Source organism: Stutzerimonas azotifigens DSM 17556, from assembly GCF_000425625.1.
GTDB classification, from domain to species: Bacteria; Pseudomonadota; Gammaproteobacteria; order Pseudomonadales; family Pseudomonadaceae; genus Stutzerimonas; species Stutzerimonas azotifigens.
The window spans coordinates 211217-235220 of sequence record NZ_KE384409.1; the positions used below are offsets into that span (position 1 = coordinate 211217).

Below are 24004 nucleotides of genomic sequence, written 5' to 3' on the forward strand. Positions count from 1 at the left end.
GTGGGTTCAGCCCTGGCGCAGGCGCCCGGGGGTCAGCCCCAGGTAGCGGCGCATCGCGGTGGTCAGCGCGCTCTGGCTGGAGAAGCCGCACTCCTCGGCGATGCGCACCAGCGGCAGGCCGCTCTCGCGCAGCAGGCGGCTGGCATGGTCGAGGCGGGTCTTGAGCAGGTACTGGTGCGGCGTCAGCCCGACGCTGTCCTTGAACTGCACGTGGAAGTGGCTCGGGCTCAGGCACACCACCTGCGCCAGCTCGGCCACGGTAATGCGCCGGGCCAGGTTGTCGCGGATGTGCGAATCCAGGGTTTCCAGATCCAGCGGGCCGCCCGGCTGTGTCTTGCGCTCGCCGAACAGCCGCAGGTGCAGGGCGTGCAGCAGCACGCCGCCGAGGGTACGCGCCAGCTGCGGGTCGCTGCCGTAGCGCGCCAGCTCGGCACCGGCGTAGTTCAAAAGGTTGAGGAAATCGGCATCCAGCGCCGGATAGCGCGGGCTCTCGAACAGCCGCAGCAGCAGGTCGCGGTCCTCCTCGCGCAGGTCGCGTTCGTCGAGATCGAGGATCAGCATGCGGTTGTCGCCCACCCCGGCGAACTGGTGCCCGGCGTCTCCGGGCACCAGGCAGGCGCGCATCCGGCACACTTCGCCGCCGGTGCCGTTGACCTCGAACTCGGCACGGCCGGCCAGCGACATCACCAGCTGGTGGTAGTCGTGCGCGTGTTCGTGGGGGCGGTCGTCGAGGCGGAGCAGACGTGCATGCAGCATGGCGGATACCCGGGTGGATCGGCGCACTTTACTCCAGGGCGCGCGCCTTGCACACGGCCGGCCAGAGCGCGAATGGCCAACTTCTTGAAATCTTCCCGGCGGCGACCCATCTAACCGAGCACGTATTCGAGACAGGTGCCCCATGAGCGATCAGGACAACGAGACTGCCGAGATCATCGAAGGTGACGTTCCACAGAGCGGCACCCTGGTTCTGCCGGACCAGGCGCTGCCGGACAAGCTCTATGTCATTCCGATCCACAACCGGCCGTTCTTCCCCGCGCAAGTGCTGCCGATCATCGTCAACGAAGACCCCTGGGCGGAAACCCTGCAGCTGGTCGCCAAGACGCCGCACCGGCAGATCGCCCTCTTCTACGTGGAGACGCCGCCGCAGGATGCCGCCTCCTTCGATCCCGACAGCCTGCCCGAGCACGGCACCCTGGCCCGCGTGCACCACGCCAGCCAGGAAGGCGGCAAGCTGCAGTTCGTCGCCCAGGGCCTGGCACGGGTGCGCATCCGCGGCTGGCTGCGGCGCAAGCCGCCGTACCTGGTCGAGGTGGAATATCCCACGAGCGAGCAGGACCCGCGCGACGAGGTGAAGGCCTACGGCATGGCCCTGATCAACGCGATCAAGGAGCTGCTGCCGCTCAACCCGCTGTACAGCGAGGAGCTGAAGAACTACCTGAACCGCTTCAGCCCCAACGACCCGTCGCCGCTCACCGACTTCGCCGCCGCGCTCACCACCGCACCCGGTGCCGAGTTGCAGGAAGTGCTGGACACCGTGCCGATCCTCAAGCGCATGGAGAAGGTGCTGCCGCTGCTGCGCAAGGAAGTCGAGGTCGCCAAGCTGCAGAAGGAGCTGTCGGCCGAGGTCAACCGCAAGATCGGCGAGCGCCAGCGCGAGTTCTTCCTCAAGGAACAGCTGAAGATCATCCAGCAGGAACTCGGCATCACCAAGGACGACCGCCACGCCGACGCCGACGAGTTCCGCTCGCGGCTGGAGGGCAAGACGCTGCCGCCGGCGGCGCGCAAGCGCGTCGACGACGAGTTGGCCAAGCTGCTGATCCTCGAGACCGGCTCGCCCGAATACGCCGTCACGCGCAACTACCTGGACTGGGTCACCGCCATGCCCTGGGGCGTGTACGGCCAGGACAAGCTCGACCTGGCCCACGCGCGCAAGGTGCTCGAGTCGCACCACGCCGGGCTCGAGGACATCAAGGACCGGATCATCGAATTCCTCGCCGTCGGGGCCTACAAGGGCTCCATCGACGGCTCCATCGTGCTGCTGGTGGGCCCGCCCGGGGTCGGCAAGACCAGCGTCGGCAAATCCATCGCCGAATCGCTCGGCCGACCGTTCTACCGCTTCAGCGTCGGCGGCATGCGCGACGAGGCGGAGATCAAGGGCCACCGCCGCACCTACATCGGCGCCCAGCCGGGCAAGCTGGTGCAGGCGCTGCGCGAGGTCGAGGTAATGAACCCGGTGATCATGCTCGACGAGATCGACAAGCTCGGTTCGAGCTACCAGGGCGACCCGGCCTCCGCGCTGCTGGAGACGCTCGACCCGGAACAGAACGTCAACTTCCTCGACCACTACCTGGACATGCGCCTGGACCTGTCCAAGGTGCTGTTCATCTGCACGGCCAACACCCTCTACTCGATTCCCGGTCCGCTGCTCGACCGCATGGAGATCATCCGCCTGTCCGGCTACATCACCGAGGAGAAGCTGGCCATCGCCAAGCGCCACCTGTGGCCGCGGCAGCTGGAGAAGGCCGGGGTGGCGAAGCAGCGACTGAGCATCAGCGACTCGACGCTCAAGATCCTCATCGAGGGCTACGCCCGCGAGGCCGGGGTGCGCCAGCTGGACAAGCAGCTCGGCAAGCTGGTGCGCAAGGCGGTGGTCAAGATGCTGGAGAACCCCGAGAGCAAGGCGAAGCTGAAGATCGGCCCGAAGGACCTGGAGGACGCGCTGGGCATGCCGTTCTGGCGCTCGGAGCAGACGCTACACGGCATCGGCGTGATCACCGGCCTGGCCTGGACCAGCATGGGCGGCGCCACGCTGCCGATCGAGGCCACGCGTATCCACACGCTCAACCGTGGCTTCAAGCTCACCGGCAAGCTGGGCGACGTGATGCGCGAGTCGGCCGACATCGCCTACAGCTACATCAGCTCCAACCTCAAGCAGTACAAGGGCGACCCGAAGTTCTTCGACCAGGCCTTCGTACACCTGCACGTGCCCGAAGGCGCCACGCCGAAGGACGGCCCCAGCGCCGGCATCACCATGGCCAGCGCCCTGCTCTCGCTGGCGCGCAACCAGGCGCCGAAGAAGGGCGTCACCATGACCGGCGAGCTGACCCTCACCGGCCAGGTGCTGGCCATCGGCGGGGTGCGCGAGAAGGTGATCGCCGCGCGACGGCAGAAGCTGTTCGAGATCATCCTGCCGGAAGCCAACCGCGGCGACTTCGAAGAGCTGCCGGACTACCTCAAGGCAGGCCTGACCGTGCACTTCGCCAAGCGCTTCAGCGAAGTGGTGAAGATCCTCTTCCCCACCTGATCGCCCATCACTTGCCCGGAAGGCGCGCTGTGGAAGGCGCGCCCTCGCGGCGACATCGCCAGCCAGGAGGCTCGGCACGGCGCTTGGTAGGAGCGGCCTTGGCCGCGAATGGGTGGTGGAGACTCGTTCACGGTCGAGACCCACACAAAAGCGTCGCCCCGAGGGCGGGCCTCCCACAAAAGCGAGCGGTGCCCACCGAATCCTGTGGGAGGCGCGCCCCCGCGGCGACATCGCCGGCCAGGAGGCTCGGCACGGCGCCTGGTGGGAGCGGCCCTGGCCGCGAATGGGTGGAGGAGACTCGTTCGTGGTCGAGACCCACACAAAAGCCTCGCCCCGAGGGCGGGCGTCCCACAAAAGCGAGCAATGCCCACCGAATCCTGTGGGAGGCGCCCTCGCGGCGAATCGCCGGCCAGGAGGCTCGGCACGGCGCTTGGTGGGAGCGGCCCTGGCCGCGAATGGGCCGTGAAGACTCTTCGCGGTCGAGACCCACACAAAAGCATCGCCCCGAGGGCGGGCCTCCCACAAAAGCGAGCGGTGCCCACCGAATCCTGTGGGAGGCGCGCGCCCGCGGCGACCTAGCAGCCTTCGACCAAGTGACTATTGCCACCGCCCTCTTTAAACGATACAAATCGTCTCGTTATAAAAACAACGAAGCAGGGATCCGGCAGTTTCGCCATCGCCGTCCATACTTCTCCTTCACCAGCAGCCCGCCGCCCCACGGGTTGCCCGACAGGCAGGAGACGCCCCATGTCCACCCAGGTAATTCTTCCCCGCATCCTCGAGGTCGGTGCCGGCGCCAGCCAGAAGCTGCCAGCCATCCTGAGCGCCCTCGACTGCCGCAAGCCGCTGATCGTCACCGACAAGATGATGGTCAAGCTCGGCTATGCCGGGCGTCTGCAGGACGCCCTGGCCAGCGCCGACATCGCCAGCGACCTGTTCGACGACACCGTGCCCGAACCCACCGCCGCCTCCATCCAGGCGGGCGTGGACAAGGTTCGTGGCGGCGACTACGACGCCATCGTCGCGCTCGGTGGCGGCAGCCCGATCGACAGCGCCAAGGCCATCGCCATCCTCGGCAAGCACGGCGGCAAGGTGCGCGACTACAAGTTCCCGCGCGTGGTCAACGAAGCCGGGCTGCCGATCGTGGCCATCCCCACCACCGCCGGCACCGGCTCGGAGGTGACCCGCTTCACCATCATCACCGACGAGACCAGCGACGAGAAAATGCTCTGCGTCGGCATCGGCTTCATGCCGGTCGCCGCGCTGGTGGATTACGAGTTGACCCTCAGCGTGCCGCAACGCACCACCGCCGACACCGGCATCGATTCGCTGACCCATGCCATCGAGGCCTATGTCAGCCGCAAGGCCAACCCCTACAGCGACAGCCAGGCGATCGCCGCCATGCACCTGCTCGGCCCGAACCTGCAGCGCGCCTATCACAACGGCGACGACCGCCAGGCCCGCGAGGCCATGATGCTCGGCGCGACCCTGGCCGGGGTGGCCTTCTCCAACGCCTCGGTGGCCCTGGTGCACGGCATGAGCCGGCCGATCGGCGCCTTCTTCCACGTACCGCACGGGCTGTCCAACGCCATGCTGCTGCCGACCGTGACGGCCTATTCGATCCCGGCCGCGCCCGAGCGCTACGCCACCTGCGCCCGCGCCATCGGCGCGGCCGGTCACGACGACGACACCGACACCGCCAACGGCAAGCTGCTCGAGGCGCTGGAAGCCCTGAACCGCGACCTGAAGGTGCCGACGCTCGCCGAGTTCGGCGCCGACAAGGCGCGCTTCGACCAGTTGCTGCCGACCATGGCCGAGCAGGCCCTGGCGTCCGGCTCGCCGGGCAACAACCCGCGCGTGCCCAGCGCCGAGGAAATCATCGAGCTGTACCGCAAGATCTGGCCCTGAGAACTTGGTCACGATTTCGCGAGCTAGAGCGATGCAAGGCAAAACAAACGAAGAAGCGGAGTTTACGAGTTGTAAATGAGCATTTTGAGTTTGTTTTTAACGCAGCAGCGCCGACGCGCAGCAGATCGTGAACAGGTTCTGAGGCCAGCGCCCTTCAACCGAACAGGACACCGGCCCCCGGCCGCACGGACAACAAGAGGAACCTCCCATGAGCGTCATAGGACATTTGATCAACGGCCAGCTCCGCGAAGACAGCGCCCGCACCCAGGACGTGTTCAACCCCGCCACCGGCGCGGCCAGCAAGCAGGTGGCGCTGGCCTCCCGGGCCACCGTCGAGGAAGCCGTCGCCGCAGCGCAGGCCGCTTTCCCCGCCTGGCGTGACACCCCGCCGATGAAGCGCGCGCGCATCATGTTCCGCTTCAAGGAACTGCTGGAAAAGAATGCCGACAGGATCTGCGAGCTGATCGGCCAGGAGCACGGCAAGATCCTGCACGATGCCGCCGGCGAGCTGCAGCGCGGCATCGAGAACGTCGAATATGCCTGCGGCGCGCCCGAACTGCTCAAGGGCGAGTACAGCAAGAACGTCGGCCCGGACATCGACTCCTGGAGCCAGTTCCAGCCGCTGGGCGTGGTGGCCGGCATCACCCCCTTCAACTTCCCGGTGATGGTGCCGCTGTGGATGTATCCGATGGCCATCGTCTGCGGCAACACCTTCGTGCTCAAGCCGTCCGAGCGCGACCCCAGCTCCACCCTGTTCATCGCCGAGCTGCTGCATGAAGCCGGCCTGCCGGCCGGCGTGCTCAACGTGGTCAACGGCGACAAGGAAGCGGTCGACACCCTGCTCGAAGACGCACGGGTGCAGGCGGTGAGCTTCGTCGGCTCGACGCCGATCGCCGAGTACATCTACAAGACCGCCACCGCGCACGGCAAGCGCTGCCAGGCGCTCGGCGGGGCGAAGAACCACGCCATCGTGATGCCTGACGCCGACCTGGACAACGTCGTCAGCTCGCTGCTCGGCGCCGCCTTCGGCTCCTCCGGCGAACGCTGCATGGCGCTCTCGGTGGCGGTCGCGGTGGGCGACCAGGTCGCCGACGCGCTGATCTCGCGGATGACCGAGGCCATGGGCAAGCTCAAGGTCGGCGCCTACTCGGAGATGAGCAACGACTTCGGCCCGCTGATCACCCGCCAGCACAAGGAGAAGGTGGTCGGCCACATCGACAGCGCCGAGGCCCAGGGCGCCAGTGTAGTGGTCGACGGCCGCAGCGCGCGGATCGCCGGTTACGAGGATGGCTTCTTCGTCGATGCCACGCTGATCGACCGGGTGAGCCCGGAGATGACCAGCTACAAGGAAGAGATCTTCGGCCCGGTGCTGCAGGTGGTGCGCGTGAAGACCATGGAGGAAGCCATGCAGCTGATCAATGATCACGAGTACGGCAACGGCACCTGCATCTACACCCGCGACGGCGAGGCGGCTCGCTACTTCTGCGACCACATCCAGGTCGGCATGGTCGGCGTCAACATCCCGCTGCCGGTGCCGGTGGCCTACCACAGCTTCGGCGGCTGGAAGCGCTCGCTGTTCGGCGACCTGCACGCCTACGGCCCGGACGGCGTGCGCTTCTACACCCGGCGCAAGACCATCACCCAGCGCTGGCCCTCGGCGAACCTGCGCGAAGGCGCCCAGTTCTCCATGCCGACGATGAAGTGAGCCCCGAGCCTGCGATCGCTTGCCCGCAAAGCGGTCGCAGGCAGAGCCTGCTCCTACAGAAGGCGTTCGCGCCTGCAGAGACCGACGCCTCGTAGGAGCGAGCTTGCTCGCGAATGCCGGTCACGGTGACCGCTCCTACATAGCCCGCGCCACTCCTTGTAGGAGCAGGCTCTGCCTGCGACCTGGCCGGGCAATGCGCCAACGCTACGGACGTCCCTTCTCCCTCCGGGAGAAGGGACCAGGGCCGGATGAGGGCAGTGCACAGGGCCCTCACCCCAGCCCTCTCCCGGAGGGAGAGGGGGTTGTCTGCGCGCCCGCTCAGTACTCGCTGCTTTCCCCCGAGGCCGGCAGTTCGCCGATCAGCTCGCCCAGGTCCGCCGCCGCCTTGCGCAGCAGCGGCTCGAACCGGCACAGCTCGGCGAGGCTCTTGCGCACCGTCGGCGCATGGGTGAACAGGCAGGCGAAGAGGCGTCCGTCGCGGTCCTTCACCGGTACCGAACAGGCTACCATGCCATCGACGAACTCCTCGTCGTCGATGCCCAGCTCCGTCTCGCGGATGCGCTGCAGCGCCCTTTCCAGCGCTTCGGGATCGGTCAGGGTGTTGCGCGAGAGCTTCTGCATCGGCAGGTTCGCCAGGATCTGCTCGCGCCGTGCCTTGGGGAAGGTGCTGAGGTAGAGCTTGCCGCTGGCGCTGCACCAGATCGGCACGTGGGCGCCGACCGGCAGGTGCATCTGCAGCGGCCAGCTGCTCTGCACCCGGTCGTAGTAGACCATGTCGATGCCGTCGGGAATGGCGATGCCGCAGGTCTCGTCGATCTCGGTGGCCAGCCGGCGCAGGATGGCCTGGCGCACTGCCTTGTGCCGCCCGGTGTAGAGCACGCCCATGGCCATCCGGTGCAGCCGCTGGCTCGGCACCAGGGTGCCGCGCATGTTCACCTGCAGGTAGCCGTCGGCCTGCAGTTGCTGCAGCAGCCGGTGCAGGCTGGGCTTGGGGATGTCGAGCATGAAGGCGAGCTCGGCGGCCGATGGCGAGCGCTCGGCGGTGGCCACCGCCTCGATGATCTCCAGCACACGGGAAATCGACGAACCCTTGCTGCGCCGTGTCGCCTTGTCGTCCATCTGCGGTTGCCTGTTCTGCTGCGCGAAGGCTGCATTGTCGCCCAGTCCGACGTTGCGCGCACCGCTTGGGCCCAGCGCAGCGGGAGGCTATGCTGAAGCGAGCCCTGGTTCACGGATTTTCAGCGATGACCTCCACACCTCGCCTCTACCTGACCGCCGGCCTGCTCGCAGGCCTGGCCGGTTGCAGCAGCACCCCACCCAGCAGCGTCGCGCTGCGCGACGACAGCAACTGCCCGCTGGACCTGCACCTGGGGCAGACGCTGATCCTGAGCCTGCCGAGCAATCCTGCCAGCGGCTTTCGCTGGGCCGTCCTCGAGGCCGCGCCCGAGGTGCTGACGCCGCTCGGCCCGGAAGTGTTCAGCAACCCGGACGAGAACGCGCTGATCGGCGGCGACGGCCTGTCGACCTGGCGCTTCGAGGTCACCGGGACCGGCAGCGGTGAGCTGGTGCTGAACTACAAGCGCCCCTGGGAAGCCGAGCCGGTGCCCGCCGACGCCTTCGAGTGTCACGTCGAAGCCAGCTGACGGAGCCCGCTTGGCAGGGCGCCGGCGTCCGTTAAAATGCGCGCCTTTCCCGCTGCCAGCCGACCGCCGTGACCCACGACTCCGACCGCCTGTTCGCCGCCCCTCTGGCCGAGGTTCCCGACTTCGTGTTCAACGAGGACGTGGCGCGCGTGTTCCCCGACATGATCAAGCGCTCCGTGCCGGGCTATCCGACCATCGTCGAGAACATTGGCGTGCTGGCCGCGCAATTCGCCCAGCCCGACACCTGCCTGTACGACCTCGGCGCCTCGCTGGGCGCGGTGACCCAGGCGCTGCGCCGCCACGTGAAGGTCGACGGCTGCCGGGTGGTCGCGGTCGACAACTCGCCGGCGATGGTCCAGCGCTGCCGCGAATACCTGCACGCGCAGGACGCCATGTTCCAGGAGTTGCTGCCGGTGGAGGTGATCGAGGCGGACATCCTCGAGCTGCCGCTGCAGACGGTCTCGCTGGTGGCGCTGAACTTCACCCTGCAGTTCGTCGCGCCCAATGACCGCGGCGCGCTGCTCGCCCGCATCCGCCAGGCGCTGTGCCCCGGCGGCGCGCTGATCCTCTCCGAGAAGCTGCGCTTCGAGGACGACGATGAACAGGCGCTGCTGACCGACCTGCATATCGCCTTCAAGCGCGCCAACGGCTATTCGGAACTGGAGATCGCGCAGAAGCGCAGCGCGATCGAGAACGTGATGAAGCCCGACAGCCTGGAAGCCCATCGCCAGCGCCTGCTCGAGGCCGGCTTCGCGCGCGTGGTGCCCTGGTTCCAATGCCTGAATTTCGCCTCGCTGATCGCCCTGCCATGAATCTCGACCTCACCGCCCTGGCCTGGAAGCTGGCCGGCACACCCCTGGCCGCCTGGGCCAACGGCCTGCAGGCGCAGTTCGACGCCAGGCTCGCCACCGGGCACGGCGACCTGCCGCGCTGGCGGCGAGCGGTCGAGGCCTTGCCCGACGTGCCGCTGGCCGGCTACGACATCCGCGACGGCGTGCGCCTGTTCACCGAGGCCGACGCCCAGGGCACCCGCGAGGCGCTGCAGGGCCTGATCCCCTGGCGCAAAGGGCCGTTCGAGGTGTTCGGCGTGCAGGTCGACACCGAATGGCGCTCGGACTGGAAATGGGAGCGGGTCGCCCCGCACCTCGACCTGACCGGCAAGCGCGTGCTCGACGTCGGCTGCGGCAACGGCTACTACATGTGGCGCATGCTCGGAGCCGGCGCCGAGGCGGTGGTCGGCGTCGACCCGAACTGGCTGTTCTTCTGCCAGTTCCACGCCATCAAGCGCTACCTGCCCGAGCTGCCGGCCTGGCACCTGCCGTTCGCCCTGGAAGACCTGCCGGCCAGGCTCGAAGGCTTCGACACCCTGTTCTCCATGGGCGTGCTCTACCACCGCCGTTCGCCGATCGACCACCTGCTCGACCTCAAGGACTGCCTGGTGCGCGGCGGCGAGCTGGTGCTCGAGACGCTGGTCATCGAAGGCGACGAACAGGCCGCGCTGGTGCCGGAGGACCGCTATGCGCAGATGCGCAACGTCTGGTTCCTGCCCTCGGTGCCGGCGCTGGCGCTGTGGCTGCGCCGTGCCGGTTTCGTCGAGGTGCGCTGCGTGGACGTCAGCCTGACCAGTGTCGAAGAACAGCGCAGCACCGAGTGGATGCGCTACCAGTCGCTCCCCGACTTCCTCGACCCGCAGGACCGCTCCCGCACCGTCGAAGGCCTGCCGGCACCGCGCCGCGCGGTAATGCTCGCGCGCAAGCCCTGAGGGCAGATCCGGCACGCCCTGCTATTCACGCCGGCATTCCTCCGCCAGCTGCCGCAGCGGCTGGCGCGCCAGTTGCCGCAGCGTCAGCACGTCGAGGTCGCGCGCCAACAACTCGTGGTCCTGCAGCTCCAGCAGTTGCCGGTAGAGGCGTCGGCGCTGCCAGGCCCGCCACCAGGCACCGAGGCAACGCTGCAGGTCCAGCGGCCACATCGCCGGCATGTAGACGTCGGGCACCGACGGCTCCCGATGGGGCCGTTTCGGGGTTCGCTCGCGATGAATCGTCATGGCTCGTCTCCCGTGCGCAACGGCAGGACCGGTTGCCCCGCCTTCGAATACAGGATGAGCGGCTACCAATCGTTCAAACAAACGACTAAAATCGAACCATCCGTTCAATGTAGCTGAAGGCAGACCATGAACCAGCTCGCCTCTCCGATCGCGTCCCGGACGCTGCCGCTGCTGGAAAGCGACGTGCTGCGCACCTTCGTGGTGATCGCCGACACCGGCAGCTTCACCCGCGCCGCGGCGCAGATATTCCGCACCACCTCGGCCGTCAGCATGCAGATCAAGCGTCTCGAGGAAACGCTCGGCCAGCCGCTGTTCGTCCGCGAGGCCCGCCGCGTGCGCCTGACCGAGGCTGGCGAGACCTTGCTCGGCTATGCCCGGCGGCTGCTCAGGCTGAACGAGGAAGCGATGGCGCAGTTCATCGCCCCGAGCCTGCGTGGCCGGGTGCGCCTGGGGACGCCCGGCGACATCGGCGGGCGCGTGCTGCCCGGCCTGCTGGCGTTGTTCGCCCACAGCCACCCGGGCGTCGAGGTGGATGTGTCGGCGGGGCGCAGCATGGAGATGCTCGCGCGCCTCGACGCCGGCGAACTGGACCTGGCGCTGGTCACCGTCGGCAACGCCGGCCAGGACGACAGTCGCGGCCAGACCATCCACAGCGAACCACTGGTGTGGGCCGGGCGTGCCGGCGGGGTCGCCGTCGAGCGCACGCCCCTGCCGCTGGCCCTGACCAGCGCCGACTGCCCCTGGCGCCGGCAGGCGCTGGATGCGCTCGACCGCGCCGGGCGCAGCTACCGCATCGCCTACTCCAGCGAGCAGTACGCGGGACAGGAGGCGGCGATGATCGCGGATCTGGCCATCGCGCCCTTCCCGCTCGGCCTGATCAAGCCACCGCTGCGAAGGCTCGATCCGGAGCACGACCTGCCCACGCTCGGCGATTACCAGGTCAAGCTGGTGCTCGGCACGGGCGGCAGCGCGCCGGCCAGCGTACTCGCCGAGCATGTGGTGGCGGCCTTCCGCCGCGAGCAGGGGCGGGGCTGATGGGCAAGTGGCTGATGATCGTTGGCGCCGCCGTGCTGCTGCTCGGCGTGGCGCTGCACTTCGTGCCGGGGCTGTTCGGCTGGTTCGGCAAGCTGCCGGGCGACATCCGCATCGAGTCCGGGCGCAGCCGGGTGTTCATCCCGATCACCTCGATGCTGCTGATCAGCATCGTCGCCAGCGTGCTGCTGAATCTGTTTCGGCGCTAGGGTGCAAAACGAAGATGCGCACGGCGCACCCTGCGATTGCGCCGCGGCCGCAGCACCCTGCCTTTCCCTTCTCCTCTCGGGAGAAGGTGGCCCGCAGGGCCGGATGAGGGAGGCATGCCCGCAAGCCCTCACCCCGACCCTCTCCCGGAGGGAGAGGGGATGGCGCGGCAGTTGCCTGGGCATGGCGCATGCCAGTTCGTGGTCGAGACCGCGCCCATGGGAATCGGCGTCGCTTCTATGGGAGCGATCTTGACCGCGACCCGCCGCCGTAGTGGCGATTGCGGTCGCAGGCAGAGCCTGCTCCTACGAGGGATCGCGAAAGCCGTGCTTTTCCCTTCTCCCCCGGGAGAAGGTGGCCCGCAGGGCCGGATGAGGGGAACCGGCTCGCGATGTCACGAATCAGCCACCATCCGCCTGCCGATAGGGCAAGGCGTCGCGCGCCTGTTCGGCGTAGGCCAGTACGCCGGCGCGCTCCTGTTCGAGAAAGCCGGCCACCGCCGCCTGCAGCCCGGGGTGGACCAGGCGGTGCCACGAGCGGGTGATGGTCGGCTCGAAGCCGCGGATGAGCTTGTGCTCGCCCTGGGCGCCAGCGTCGAATTCGCTCAGGCCTTCGGCAATGGCGTAGTCGAGCCCCTGGTAGAAGCAGGTCTCGAAGTGCAGCCGGTCGAATTCCTTCAGGCAGCCCCAGTAACGCCCGTACAGCTTGCCGTCGCCGACCAGGCTGAAGGCCATCGCCACCGGCCGCGCGCCCTGGCGGGCGAACACCACGCGGATCGCCTCGGGCATGCGCTCGGCCAGCAGGCTGAAGAAGGTGCGCGTGAGGTAGGGTGCCTGCCCCCGCACCGCGTAGGTGCTGGCGTAGCAGGCGTAGACGAAATCCCACTCGGCCTCGTCCAGCTCGCCACCCTGGCGCCATTCGAAATTCATGCCCTGCCCGGCGACCTGCTCGCGCTCCTTGCGCAGCTGCTTGCGCTTGCGCGAGGTGAGCGCATCGAGAAAGTCCTGGAAGTCCCGGTAGCCGCGATTATGCCAGTGGAACTGGCAGCCGATCCGCTCGAGCCAGCCCGAGCGAGTCCGCATCAGTTCGTCACAGGCAGGGCTGGTGAAGTTGACGTGCAGACTCGACAGTCCCTCCTGCGCCAAGCCTGCCTGTAGTTCGTCGAGCAAGGCCGCGGCGGCCTGCGGGTGACCGAGCAGACGCGGGCCGCTGACAGGCGAGAAGGGAACGGCAACCAGCAGCTTGGGGTAATAGGCTATGCCAGCGCGACGGCAGGCATCGGCCCAACTGTGATCGAATACGTATTCGCCGTAGGAATGTCGCTTCCGGTAGGCCGGGATAGCGGCAAGCAGATCGCCACGCTCATCCAGCCACAAACGGTGCGCCGGCTGCCAGCCACTGTGTCTGCCGACGCAGCCGCTGTCTTCCAGCGTACTGAGGAAAGCGTGGCGCAGAAACGGCTGCGCCACGGGCAATAGCGCATCCCAGCGAGCCGCCGGTAAAGAACGCAAGGAATCGGTGAGAAGCAGCTTCACAACAGAACTCCGGTAAAAGGGACTCTTTTTACGGCCTTCCGCTCGCAGACATTGATGAACGAGAGCCTGTCCAATTAGCTGGCAAACCATGATGCAGTTCAAAATTCACCATTACAACTTGCCGTCATTCTCGAAACCTTAACATTCAACCTATAACGTCCCGCGGGCCCATCTACACCCCCCAATCATCTTTCCGCGCCCTTCGAACACGCCCGTAATACGACGTAAACGTTTGTTTTTGAAAAAGTTCCGTCAACTCGAAAATGTCATATGGCAGAAAGCCTTCTGTCATATCGCATTTCCATAATCGCCTCCGTCCAAACAGACGACGTCATCGCATTCGCAGGACGGCGTTTCATTAAACGAAGGAGCTTTTTGATGAAGAAGAAGTTGATTGCGATTGCCGTTGGCTCTGCGCTGTCGATCCCGGCTGTTGCACTGGCCGATGTCAGCGTCTATGGCCGTGCACACGTATCGGTGGACTACCTTGATGATGGCGCCGATTACTCCGAAACCAACCTGTCGAGCAACTCCTCGCGTCTGGGCTTCAAAGGCAACCACGAAATCAACCCCGATCTGAAAGCCTTCTTCCAGATCGAGCAGCAGATCAACTTCACCACTGGCGCCTCGAGCGGCGGCACCGACTTCGCCACCCGTGACACCTTCGTAGGCCTGGGCGGCAACTTCGGTGCCGTGCAGATCGGCCGCTTCGACAGCCCGTTCAAGGTAGCCCGTGGCCCGTTCAACCTGTTCGGCGACCAGGTCGGCGACATGAACAACCTGGCCCGCGTAACCAACGGCCGCCTCGACGAGCGTTACGACAACACCATCCAGTACACCACGCCGGATTTCAGCGGCTTCAACGTGAAAGTGGCCTACTCGATGTACAAGGGCCAGTCGCTCAACATCACCGACAGTGACAGCAACAACGAAGACAGCGATGCCTTCAGCACGTCGCTGAATTATATCGGTGGCCCGCTGGAAGCCTCCCTGGCGTACGAAAAGGTAGAAGAAGACACCCTGCGTGGCGAGGCCGATTCCATTCGCGCCGCCGCCGCCTATAAGCTCACCGATACCTTCAAGCTGGTCGGTTTCTATCAGACCACCGACTATACCGGCTACAGCGATACCACCAGTGCCGCTCGTGACTCCGGCACCTTCAACGTCTACGGCCTGGGCGGCGAACTGGCGATTGCCAAGAACACCGCACTGAAAGCCACCTGGATGACTCACGACAGCGACGCGGACGACGCCAATGCTGACATGCTGGTCGTAGGTGTCGAGCACAAGCTGGACAAGGCCGTGCGCGTTTACGCCAACTACGCCGTAGTCGACAACGACGACAACGTTGCTTACTCCCCTTGGATGCAGTCCCGCACTGCCACCCCGAGCAACCAGTCGATCGACGAGAACGGCGTGAATCAGGCGCTGGGCGAGAAAGCTTCTGGCTTCACCGTAGGTCTGCGCTACGACTTCTGACCCCCCCTTCAGGGATCAGGGTAAAACAAACCGGGCTGCTCCCTCAGGGACAGCCCGGTTTGTCATTTAACCGACACCTCTCAGTCTTATTCTTGTTTCCGGAATGTAATCGACCCAAACCGCCGGGCACCGGCGGGGCCTTTGCACCTAGGAGTTTTCATGCGCCGCTTGTTCGTTATCGCCCTGGTCGGCCTGCTGGCCGCCTGCGCCCAGCAACCCAAAGTCCAACTGTATTCCGGCGCACCACAGCCGCAGAGCGAAGTGCTGACGCTGGTGGTTCCCAGCGAGCTGGAGATTCGCAGTATCAACGGCCAGCCCTACTCTGCCCCCAACGCCTCGTTCGGCCTGGACGACAAGCAACTGCTCCTGCAGCCGGGCACCTATCAGGTTCAGGCGTTCTACAAGAACGGTTTCGACATCGCTGGCGGCATGAGCCACGAAGTGGTTCGCGGCCGCACCGCCATCTTCGACATCAACGGCAAGGCCGGCGAGCTGTGGCGCCTGGAGTTCAATCGCCCGGACAACCTGGCCGAGGCCAAGAAGTTCGAGGACGAATTTCCCGCCTGGGCCGTGAACACCCGCACCGGCGAACGTGAGCAAGCGCAGGCCGGCAACCGTAACGTTTCGGCATTCAGCGTCATGATGGGTTCCAGCGAAGTCGCGCCGCAGGCCACCAGCGTTGCACCGCTGGGCACGACTTCCGAGACGCCTGTTGCAGCCCGGCAGCCAGTCGCGCTGAATCCGTCACCGGCCCAGGCCGCTGCCCTGCCGCACAACGATGCCACCCTGACTACTCTGCAGCAAATGTGGAACCTGCTGACCCCGGAAAGTCGCAGCGCCTTCCTGAAATGGGCTCAACAGTAAGCACCAGACAGGGCACCCATCACGCGTACCAGTGCAATCATTGCCACTCAGCACCGATCTTGGGTGCTGAGTGGCAATCGCTACAAGCGCCGCCTGTGTCACTTAGCGCTTACGCAGGATGACGCTGCCGATCGAGTAGCCGGCGCCGAAGGAGCTCAGCACGCCCAGGCTGCCGGCCGGCAGGTCGTCCTGGTGCTTGTGGAAGGCGATCACCGAGCCGGCCGAACTGGTGTTGGCGTAGGTGTCGAGGATCACTGGCGCCTCTTCCGGCGTGGCGTCGCGGCCGAGCAGCTTGCGCGCGATCAGCAGGTTCATGTTGAGGTTAGCCTGGTGCAGCCAGAAGCGCCTGACCTGCTGGACCCCGATGCCGTTCTCCTCGAGATGGCTGGCGATCAGCTCGGCGACCATCGGGCAGACATCGCGGAATACCTTGCGGCCTTCCTGGACGAACAGCTTGTCGGGGTTGCTCATCTGCTCTTCGGCGGCGCGGTTGAGGAAGCCGAAGTTGTTGCGGATGTTGTTGGAGAACTCGGTCAGCAGCTTGGTGCCGACCACCTGCCACTGGTGCGCCGAGGTGGCTTGGTCGGCACGCTCGACGATCACCGCGGTGCAGGCGTCGCCGAAGATGAAGTGGCTGTCGCGGTCGCGGAAATTCAGATGGCCCGAACAGATCTCCGGGTTGACCATCAGGATCGCCCGCGCCTGCCCCAGCTGCACGGCATTGACCGCGTTCTGCAGCCCGAAGGTGGCCGAGGAACAGGCCACGTTCATGTCGAAACCGAAGCCCTTGATGCCCAGCGCCGCCTGGACCTCGATGGCGACCGCCGGGTAGGCGCGCTGCAGGTTGGAGCAGGCCACGATCACGCCGTCGATGTCGGCCGGCGTGCGCCCGGCGCGGGCCAGCGCCTCCTGGGCGGCCTTGACCGACATCTCGCAGAGGATGCCCCATTCGTCGTTGCTGCGCTCCGGGATGCGCGGAACCATGCGCTCGGGGTCGAGGATGCCGTCCTTGTCGATCACGTAGCGGCTCTTGATGCCCGACGCCTTCTCGATGAAGGCCACGCTGGACTCGGCCAGCGGCTGCAGCTCCCCTGCCTCGATGGCCGCGGCGTGCTTCTCGTTGTAACGGTGCACGTAGGTGTTGAAGGAGGCCACCAATTCTTCATTGGAAATGCTGTTGGCAGGGGTATAAAGGCCGGTGCCGCTGATCACGACGTCAAACACAGTCGTTCCTCTCTTGTCGGGCTGTACGTAGGGCTTGTTAGCGCGGTGGCTGCTCAAGGATGGCAAGGCGCGCAGGCATTCGGTACCGCGCGCGTAAGGGCGCCATTGTGCACGAAAACGGGGTTAATTCCCCAGTCCAGCCCGTTTATTGGCGTAATAGTCATCGCCAGCAGACGCTTGCGTGAGCGGGTACCGGATGGCCGCCCGCACCCGGCGGGCAGGTTTTCGCTATGCTGCAACACCCACTCGCAGGACGGCCTCATGAAAGCCCAACTCACCGAATTCATCCACCTGATCAGCTCCGGCTGCCTGGACGACTCGGAGATCGAGCGCATCGCCGACGAGGCCGCGCAGGCCTACGCCGATCCCGAGGGGTTCCTGCAGCGCAACCCCGACATCAACTACGACGACGATTTTCCCATCCCGCTCGGCGAATGGGTGGTGGTTGGCAGCCTGCCCGATACGGTGCTGTTCCAGGCCGACGACTACGAAGAACTGTTCGGCGAGATCCGCGCCTCCTTCGGCCCGGACGTGAACTTCGTGCTGACGACCAAACAGCTGGCGCGCACCGAGCCGCTCAAGGCGCTCAATCGCATCCAGGTACAGCTGTCGGCGCTCTATCCGGAAAAGGGCGGCTACGTGCTGGTCGACTTCAGCGAACCGCTGGACGACGAGCTGCAGACGGTGCTGGTGTACGCCTGCGACCTCGAGCGCCTGCTGCAACTGGCCGTGGACGTCGGCATCTATGCCGCACCGGCCTACGAGAGCCTGCGCGCCGCGCTGGAGGAATGACGGCGGCGCAGGGGCTCGAGCAGCGCGCACAGGCCGTTGTGGTCGATCTCGTGCATGAGAGCCAGCAGGCGACCCAGGTCGTTGTTGGGAAAACCTTCGCGGGCGAACCAGTTGAGATAATGCCCCGGCAGGTCGGCGATCAGCCGGCCCTTGTACTTGCCGTAGGGCATCTGCAGGGTGACCAGGCGTTCGAGGTCTTGCGGGTTCATGGCGCCTTTCCGGATGACGGGCGACCGATACTGCCACAGACGCCGGCCGTGCCGTAGCCCGACCGCCTGATACGCGTGCCGGCTAGCCGCTGCCCAGCCGCAACAGTCCCTCCAGGCGGCACGCCAGGCTCTGGTCCAGGTCGGACAGGTGCTGGCGCAGGCGCGCGCGCTCGCCTGGCTCGGTGGCGCTGTCGAGGCGCTCGCGCAACCGGGCCCGCTGGTGGAACAGTTCGACCTCGTAGGGCGGGATGTTGGCGTTCTTCAGCACCCGGAACGGCATGCGCAGCCCCTTCGGCGTGTGCAGCCAGCCTTCGTCCACCTCCAGCGGCCGCCCCTTGCCGACCACCCGTTGCTGCCAGGCCGCGACCTCCCGGGCGATGCGGCGCTCGATTTCCAGTTCGATGCTCATCGGTCCTGTCCTTTCTGCAGGTTGTTCGCAAGGTTGGAAAGCGGACTGGAAGTATGGTCGGCGCCGCCGCTGCGCGAGCATTATCCGACGAACGCGACCTGGCTATGGGAACCATAGATAGCCATGGGTATCGGTTTGCCCAGGGCATGGTCGAAGATCGGGCCCTCACGGTCGATACGGCCAGAGCCCCGACGAAGGAGCCCTCGATGGAACAATCCACCCGCCCGCCCATGACCACCCAGGAAGAGGAGGAGCTGCAGGCCTTCGCCACCCAGGTGTTCGACCTCGCCCGCCGCGGCGATGCCGAGATGCTCGACGCCCTGCTCGGACAGGGCCTGCCGCCGAACCTGCGCAACCAGAAAGGCGATACCCTGCTGATGCTCGCCAGCTACCACGGCCACCTCGACGCCTGTCGCTGCCTGCTGCAGCGCGGCGCCGACCCGAACATCGCCAACGATGCCGGCCAGACGCCGCTGGCCGGCATCGGCTTCAAGGGCCACACGGCGATGGCCGCGCTGCTGCTCGAACACGGCGCCGAGGTCGACGCCAGCGGCCCCGACGGCAGGACCGCGCTGATGATGGCGGCCATGTTCGACCGCACGGAAATCGTCGACCTGCTGCTGCGACACGGCGCCGACCCGACCCGCACCGACGCGCGCGGGCTCGACGCGCTGGCCTCCGCGCAGGCGATGGGCGCCACCCATACGCCCGCGCAGCTGGGCGCCGTGCTGCAGGCGCAAGGCTGACCACCCGGCATGCGCGCGGTGGCGGCGCGATAACCGAGCGCAGGCTCGGGCGGACGGGTAAAGTGGCGCGATTCGGCAGCCGCTGCGCCGGCACGTTCGAACATCCCTCACCGGCCACCGGGAGATTCGCATGGCCCTCGACACCTGGCTGCTGTATCTCGCCGCCGTCACCGGACTGGCGCTGACCCCCGGCCCCAACGGCCTGCTCGCCCTCACCCACGGCGCGCTCTACGGGCACCAGCGCACGCTCTGGACCATCGCCGGGGGCGTGCTCGGCTTCGTGCTGCTGATGGCGCTGTCGATGTTCGGCATCGGCGCCCTGCTGCAGGCGTCCGCGCAGGCGCTGGTGATCCTCAAATGGCTGGGCGGGGCCTACCTGGTGTGGCTGGGCATCCAGCTCTGGCGCACGCCGGGCGTGCGTGTCGGCCACGCACACGACGCGGTGCAGCGCCCCGGGCGGGCGCTGTTCCGCCAGGGCCTGTTCTCGGCGCTGTCCAATCCGAAGGTGATCCTGTTCTTCGGCGCCTTCCTGCCGCAGTTCCTCGATCCGCAGGGCGACATCTGGGTGCAGTTCCTGGTGATGGCGCTGACCTTCGCGCTGGTCGAGGGCCTCGTCGAATGGCTGCTGGCGCGCCTGGCGCATCGCATCCGTCCCTGGCTGGTTCGCAGCGGCCGCACCTTCAACCGCTGCTGCGGCGGCCTGTTCGCGCTGATGGGCGTGGCGCTGCCGCTGACGCGCTGAGCGTGCCGGCCGGCCAGGCCTCGGCCACCGGCCAGGGGCAGCGGCCCTCGTCGAACCAGGCCAGCGTCTGCGTCCAGAAGCCGGCGCGGTGGTGCTCGCGGAACAGGTCGAAGTGCCCGACCGCTTCCCGCCCCAGCGCGGCGGGGCTGAGCTCCACGCGCTGCCGCGGCGCGTTGCGGTAATAGCTCAGGCCGCGGCGAATGGCCGCCGGCGTGCCGTAGGGATCGTCGCTCATGCTCACCCCGAGGATCGGCGCGCGTATCGCGGCGAACCGGGCCAGCACCTCGTCGCGCTCCGCAGCCGGATAGCTCTCCTCCATCCGCTCGGGCCGCCGCGCCCATTCGTAGGCGACGCCGGCCGGCAGGTCCTCCAGCCAGCCGAGCCGGCGGCCGGGAAAGTAGCCGCACACGGCGGTGAGCAGCGGCATCGCCAGGTGCCACCTGGCGAACATGCGCCCGCGCTGTGCGGCGGCGTAGTCGCGCCACCAGGCGTACTGCGCGCCGACGCCGAGAAAGCGGTCGACCTCCACCGCCGCGGGCGCGAAGCCGGGCAGGAAGCCGCCGATGCTGTGCCCCACCGCCAGCAGTGGCCCCTCGGGCGCCCGCTCGCGCAGCCAGCGCACCGCCGCGTCGAAGTCCAGTTCGCCCCAGTCGCGCCAGCGCATCCGCAACCGCCTCAGCGCCGTCGGGCGGGAACGGCCGATGCCGCGGTAGTCGTAGCTCAGCACGCGATAGCCCTGCTCGGCCAGGAAGGCCGCGTAGCGCCCGTAGTAGCGCGCCGCGACGCCCGTCGCGCAGCTGATGACCACGTTGCCGCGAACCGCGCCGGCGGGCTCGTGGAGCTGGCCGGCCAGGCGGTAGCCGTCGCGGCACGGCAGGATGACGTCTTCGTTGTTGTTCATGTCGTCGGTCCGTCGGATGCCCGGGACTACTGTGCACCGCAGCGGCGGCCGCGGCCATCGACAGTTGGTCGAGGAACGGGCACAGTCGGCGGCCAGTGAACCAAGTGCAGGACGCATGGCCTGAGGAGGTCCGGTCGCCCCGAATGCCCGAAGCAGAGCGGCTGCCGCTGACAGCCAGGGCGAATCGGGGAATAATCCGCGTCTTTTCCCAGAGGCTCCCGCATGACGGACCAAGCACCCGCGCGCCTGTCCGCGCGCGCCATCCTGCTGATCGAACTGGCGCTGGCCATGGGTGGCTTCGCCATCGGCACCGGCGAATTCGCGATCATGGGGTTGATGCCCAACGTTGCCCAGGGGCTGGCCATCAGCGAGCCGCAGGTCGGCCACGTGATCAGCACCTACGCGCTGGGCGTGGTGGTCGGCGCCCCGATCCTGGCGATCCTCGGCGCGCGCCTGTATCGCCGCCACCTGCTGCTGTGGCTGATGGGCTTCTTCGCCCTCGGCAACTTCGCCAGCGCGCTCGCCCCCGGCTACGCCTCGCTGATGCTCGCGCGCTTCGTCACCGGGCTGCCGCACGGCGCCTACTTCGGCGTGGCCATGCTGGTGGCCGCCTCCATGGTCGCCCCCGACCAGCGCGCCAAGGCGGTGTCCCGCGTGCTGGCCGGGCTGACGATAGCGATGCTGGTGGGCAACCCGCTGGCCACCTGGCTCGGCCAGTGGCTGAGCTGGCGCTGGGCCTTCGGCCTGGTGGGTCTGATCGCCCTGCTGACAGTGGTGCTGGTGGCGCTGTTCCTGCCGCTCGACCGCAGCGAGGAGCGGCATGACCCGATGCACGAGGTGCGCGCCTTTAACCGCCCGCAGGTGTGGCTGGCGCTCTTGATCGGCTCGATCGGCTTCGCCGGGATGTTCTGCGTGTTCAGCTACCTGGCGCCGACCCTGCTGGACGTGACCGGCGTCGGCCCGCAGTGGATTCCGGTGGCGCTGGCGGCCTTCGGGCTGGGCGGCATCGTCGGCAACCTGGTCGGCGGCTGGCTGTTCGATCGCCTGCAGTTCCGCGCGGTGGCCTGGCTGCTGATGTGGAGCACCCTGGTGCTGCTGGTCTTCCCGCTCGCCACCGGCTCGCTGTGGACTATCCTGCCCTCGGTGTTTGCGGTGGGCACCATGGTGTCCCTGGCGCCGGCCCTGCAGACCCGGCTGATGGACGTCGCCACCGGCGCCCAGACGCTGGCCGCCGCCTCCAACCACTCGGCCTTCAACATCGCCAACGCGCTCGGCCCCTGGCTCGGCGGCCTGGCCATCAGCGCCGGCCTCGGCTGGACTTCCACCGGCTACATAGGCGCCGCCACCGCGGTATGCGGGCTGCTGGTGTTCGGCTGGTCGTGGCGGCTTGAACGCCGCAGCGGCGCACAGGCAGGCGGCACGGCACCAGCGGGTGCCTGAGGCAGAACCGCTCCGGGGAGAGGGCTGGGGTGAGGAGCATGACGCACCCTCATCCGGCTCTTCGAGCCACCTTCTCCCGCGGGGAGAAGGGAAAAGCCGGCGCGGCCGGAAAGCGCGGCACAATCCTCTGCAGGGCAGGCTCTGCCTGCGACCAGAATCCGCACGGCGTAGCTATTTCCTGTGGGAGGCGCGCCCTCGCGGCGACAAGCTGCCCCCAAAGGCTCGCCCCGAGGCCGGGCCTCCCACACAACACCCCCATTCGGCCCTGCGGGCCACCTTCTCCCGCGGGGAGAAGGGAAGAGCCGGCGCGGCCGGAAAGCGCGGCACAATCCCCGTAGGGGCAGGCTCTGCCTGCGACCAGAATCCGCACGGCATGGCTATTCCCTGTGGGAGGCGCGCCCTCGCGGCGACAAGCTGCCCCCAAAGGCTCGCCCCGAGGCCGGGCCTCCCACACAACACCCCCATTCGGCCCTGCGGGCCACCTTCTCCCGCGGGAAGAAGGGAAGAGCCGGCGCGGCCGGAAAGCGCGGCACAATCCCTGTAGGGGCAGACCAGAATCCGCACGGCGTAGCTATTTCCTGTGGGAGGCGCGCCCTCGCGGCGACAAGCTGCCCCAAAGGCTCACCCGAGGTCGGACCTTCCACAACACCCTCATCCGGCCCTGCGGGCCACCTTCTCCCGAGGGGAGAAGGGAAAACACGGGTGCAACGCACGATACCCGCGCACACCCTGCCCCCTACAACTCGTTCGGGCACTCGCGACCGTCGCGGATGCACGCCAGGTTGGCCAGGGTCACCGAGCTGATCTCACGCAACGCCTCGGTGGTGAAGAAGCCCTGGTGCCCGGTCACCAGCACGTTGGGAAAGGTCAGCAAACGCTGGAAGACGTCGTCGTCGATGATGTCGCCGGAACGGTCGTGGAAGAACAGCTGCGCCTCCTGCTCGTAGACGTCGATCGCCAGTGCGCCCAGGTGGCGACGCTTGAGCGCGTGGATCACCGCGCCGGTGTCGATCAGCGCACCGCGCGAGGTGTTCACCAGCATCGCACCGGGCTTCATCAGCCGCAGGCTTTCGGCGTCGATCAGGTGGCGGGTCCGATCGTTGAGCGGCGCGTGCAGCGAGACGATGTCCGACTCGGCGAGCAGCGCCGGCAACTCGACCCGCTCGCCGAGCGCGTCGAACTCCCCGACCGGCGCCGGATCGTAGCCGAGCACGCGGCAGCCGAAGCCCTTGAGGATGCGCGCGGTGGCCAGGCCGATCTGCCCGAGCCCCACCAGGCCGGCGGTCTTGCCGTGCAGGGTCATGCCCAGCAACCCCTCGAGCATGAAGTTGCCTTCCCGGACGCGGTTGAAGGCCCGGTGCGTGCGCCGGTTGAGGGTCAGGATCAGCGCCAGCGTGTGCTCGGCGACCGCTTCCGGCGAGTAGGCCGGCACCCGTGCGACGCGAATGCCCAGCCGGCGCGCGGCGTCCAGGTCGACGTTGTTGAACCCGGCGCAACGCAGCAGCACGGCGCGCACGCCATAGCCCGCCAGCGCCTCGAGAACGTGCGCCTCGAGATGATCGTTGACGAACACGCAGACCGCATCGGTCCCCTGCGCCAGCGCCACGGTGTCGGCCGAGAGCGCCGCCTCCTGGTAATGCAGGCCGAAGCCTCGCTCGCCGAGCGCCAGGTTGGCTTCGTTGAGAAAGCGGCGGTCATAGCGCTGGGTGCTGAAAACGGTCATCTGCATGGCGATACCTTTTGAGCGGGCCTTTGGAGATCAGTCTAGCCACCCGTGCACATGACGCGGCCGCCCCGCCACTGTCATCCAACCGTCA

Annotated in this window: 23 protein-coding genes; 14 read left to right on the forward strand and 9 right to left on the reverse strand. The window is 67.3% G+C overall.

Annotated features, from left to right (window positions below; genetic code table 11):
- Positions 1–6: 6 nt before the first annotated feature.
- Complete coding sequence (locus tag H610_RS0112945) at positions 7–756, reverse strand: helix-turn-helix transcriptional regulator (protein ID WP_028240067.1); 750 nt, start codon at positions 754–756, stop codon at positions 7–9.
- Between the two features lie 142 nt (positions 757–898).
- Here H610_RS0112945 and lon point away from each other — a divergent pair, with 142 nt between their 5' ends.
- The 3 genes from lon (at position 899) to H610_RS0112960 (ending at position 6917) form a co-directional block, all read left to right on the forward strand.
- Complete coding sequence (gene lon, locus H610_RS0112950; protein WP_028240068.1) at positions 899–3304, forward strand: endopeptidase La; 2406 nt, start codon at positions 899–901, stop codon at positions 3302–3304.
- 747 nt (positions 3305–4051) lie between these two features.
- On the forward strand, positions 4052–5212 hold the full coding sequence (locus tag H610_RS0112955; protein WP_028240069.1) for an iron-containing alcohol dehydrogenase: 1161 nt from the start codon (positions 4052–4054) through the stop codon (positions 5210–5212).
- Positions 5213–5420: 208 nt separating this feature from the next.
- A complete protein-coding gene (locus H610_RS0112960) occupies positions 5421–6917 on the forward strand; it encodes a CoA-acylating methylmalonate-semialdehyde dehydrogenase (protein WP_028240070.1) in 1497 nt (498 codons plus the stop codon).
- A 318-nt stretch (positions 6918–7235) separates the two neighbouring features.
- Here the strand turns inward: H610_RS0112960 and H610_RS0112965 are convergent, their stop codons facing one another.
- Positions 7236–8036 (reverse strand): IclR family transcriptional regulator, encoded by an 801-nt coding sequence (locus H610_RS0112965; RefSeq protein WP_028240071.1) that lies wholly within the window; start codon positions 8034–8036, stop codon positions 7236–7238.
- 125 nt (positions 8037–8161) lie between these two features.
- Between H610_RS0112965 and H610_RS0112970 the strand changes: the two genes are divergently transcribed.
- The 3 genes from H610_RS0112970 to cmoB all read left to right on the forward strand — a co-directional run bounded on the left by H610_RS0112970 (position 8162) and on the right by cmoB (position 10322).
- The gene (locus H610_RS0112970) at positions 8162–8560 is read left to right on the forward strand and encodes a protease inhibitor I42 family protein (RefSeq protein WP_028240072.1); all 399 of its coding nucleotides are present in this window, start codon (positions 8162–8164) and stop codon (positions 8558–8560) included.
- 68 nt (positions 8561–8628) lie between these two features.
- Positions 8629–9372, forward strand: coding sequence for a carboxy-S-adenosyl-L-methionine synthase CmoA (gene cmoA / locus H610_RS0112975; RefSeq protein WP_028240073.1), 744 nt, complete (start codon positions 8629–8631; stop codon positions 9370–9372).
- A complete protein-coding gene (cmoB, locus tag H610_RS0112980; RefSeq protein WP_028240074.1) occupies positions 9369–10322 on the forward strand; it encodes a tRNA 5-methoxyuridine(34)/uridine 5-oxyacetic acid(34) synthase CmoB in 954 nt (317 codons plus the stop codon). The genes cmoA and cmoB overlap by 4 nt, the downstream gene beginning before the upstream one ends.
- A 21-nt stretch (positions 10323–10343) precedes the next feature.
- On the opposite strand, the gene H610_RS0112985 is transcribed toward cmoB, so the two are convergent.
- A complete protein-coding gene (locus tag H610_RS0112985; protein ID WP_236614298.1) occupies positions 10344–10607 on the reverse strand; it encodes a hypothetical protein in 264 nt (87 codons plus the stop codon).
- Between the two features lie 126 nt (positions 10608–10733).
- On the opposite strand from H610_RS0112985, the gene H610_RS0112990 reads away from it, so the two are divergent.
- Together H610_RS0112990 and H610_RS0112995 are read left to right on the forward strand one after the other, a co-directional pair.
- Positions 10734–11642: a LysR family transcriptional regulator gene (locus H610_RS0112990; RefSeq protein ID WP_028240076.1), complete on the forward strand. Its 909-nt coding sequence runs from the start codon at positions 10734–10736 to the stop codon at positions 11640–11642.
- A complete protein-coding gene (locus H610_RS0112995) occupies positions 11642–11848 on the forward strand; it encodes a DUF2905 domain-containing protein (RefSeq protein WP_028240077.1) in 207 nt (68 codons plus the stop codon). The genes H610_RS0112990 and H610_RS0112995 overlap by 1 nt, the downstream gene beginning before the upstream one ends.
- Before the next feature lie 399 nt (positions 11849–12247).
- On the opposite strand, the gene H610_RS0113000 is transcribed toward H610_RS0112995, so the two are convergent.
- Positions 12248–13381 carry a GNAT family N-acetyltransferase gene (locus H610_RS0113000; RefSeq protein WP_028240078.1) on the reverse strand — a complete coding sequence of 378 codons (1134 nt, stop codon included), beginning with the start codon at positions 13379–13381 and terminating at the stop codon, positions 12248–12250.
- 378 nt (positions 13382–13759) lie between these two features.
- On the opposite strand from H610_RS0113000, the gene H610_RS0113005 reads away from it, so the two are divergent.
- Both H610_RS0113005 and H610_RS0113010 read left to right on the forward strand, forming a co-directional pair.
- On the forward strand, positions 13760–14860 hold the full coding sequence (locus H610_RS0113005) for a porin (RefSeq protein ID WP_028240079.1): 1101 nt from the start codon (positions 13760–13762) through the stop codon (positions 14858–14860).
- A gap of 159 nt (positions 14861–15019) precedes the next feature.
- The gene (locus H610_RS0113010; RefSeq protein WP_028240080.1) at positions 15020–15724 is read left to right on the forward strand and encodes a DUF2057 family protein; all 705 of its coding nucleotides are present in this window, start codon (positions 15020–15022) and stop codon (positions 15722–15724) included.
- Positions 15725–15826: 102 nt separating this feature from the next.
- On the opposite strand, the gene H610_RS0113015 is transcribed toward H610_RS0113010, so the two are convergent.
- Positions 15827–16948 (reverse strand): beta-ketoacyl-ACP synthase III, encoded by a 1122-nt coding sequence (locus tag H610_RS0113015; RefSeq protein WP_028240081.1) that lies wholly within the window; start codon positions 16946–16948, stop codon positions 15827–15829.
- A 261-nt stretch (positions 16949–17209) separates the two neighbouring features.
- On the opposite strand from H610_RS0113015, the gene H610_RS0113020 reads away from it, so the two are divergent.
- Positions 17210–17740 (forward strand): hypothetical protein, encoded by a 531-nt coding sequence (locus H610_RS0113020; protein ID WP_028240082.1) that lies wholly within the window; start codon positions 17210–17212, stop codon positions 17738–17740.
- On the opposite strand, the gene H610_RS0113025 is transcribed toward H610_RS0113020, so the two are convergent.
- Together H610_RS0113025 and H610_RS0113030 are read right to left on the reverse strand one after the other, a co-directional pair.
- A complete protein-coding gene (locus H610_RS0113025) occupies positions 17707–17949 on the reverse strand; it encodes a DUF3820 family protein (protein WP_028240083.1) in 243 nt (80 codons plus the stop codon). The genes H610_RS0113020 and H610_RS0113025 overlap by 34 nt on opposite strands.
- A gap of 82 nt (positions 17950–18031) precedes the next feature.
- Entirely contained in the window at positions 18032–18358 is a 327-nt protein-coding gene (locus tag H610_RS0113030) for a DnaJ family domain-containing protein (RefSeq protein WP_028240084.1), read from the reverse strand.
- A gap of 206 nt (positions 18359–18564) precedes the next feature.
- Between H610_RS0113030 and H610_RS0113035 the strand changes: the two genes are divergently transcribed.
- Together H610_RS0113035 and H610_RS0113040 are read left to right on the forward strand one after the other, a co-directional pair.
- Positions 18565–19104 (forward strand): ankyrin repeat domain-containing protein, encoded by a 540-nt coding sequence (locus tag H610_RS0113035; RefSeq protein WP_028240085.1) that lies wholly within the window; start codon positions 18565–18567, stop codon positions 19102–19104.
- A 130-nt stretch (positions 19105–19234) separates the two neighbouring features.
- A complete protein-coding gene (locus tag H610_RS0113040; RefSeq protein WP_028240086.1) occupies positions 19235–19846 on the forward strand; it encodes a LysE family translocator in 612 nt (203 codons plus the stop codon).
- On the opposite strand, the gene H610_RS0113045 is transcribed toward H610_RS0113040, so the two are convergent.
- On the reverse strand, positions 19785–20747 hold the full coding sequence (locus tag H610_RS0113045) for an alpha/beta hydrolase family protein (protein WP_028240087.1): 963 nt from the start codon (positions 20745–20747) through the stop codon (positions 19785–19787). The two genes, H610_RS0113040 and H610_RS0113045, sit on opposite strands and share 62 nt — an antisense overlap.
- Positions 20748–20969: 222 nt before the next feature.
- Here H610_RS0113045 and H610_RS0113050 point away from each other — a divergent pair, with 222 nt between their 5' ends.
- Complete coding sequence (locus H610_RS0113050; protein ID WP_028240088.1) at positions 20970–22187, forward strand: MFS transporter; 1218 nt, start codon at positions 20970–20972, stop codon at positions 22185–22187.
- Positions 22188–22923: 736 nt separating this feature from the next.
- Here H610_RS0113050 and H610_RS0113055 read toward each other — a convergent pair.
- Positions 22924–23916 carry a 2-hydroxyacid dehydrogenase gene (locus H610_RS0113055; protein ID WP_028240089.1) on the reverse strand — a complete coding sequence of 331 codons (993 nt, stop codon included), beginning with the start codon at positions 23914–23916 and terminating at the stop codon, positions 22924–22926.
- Positions 23917–24004: the final 88 nt, after the last annotated feature.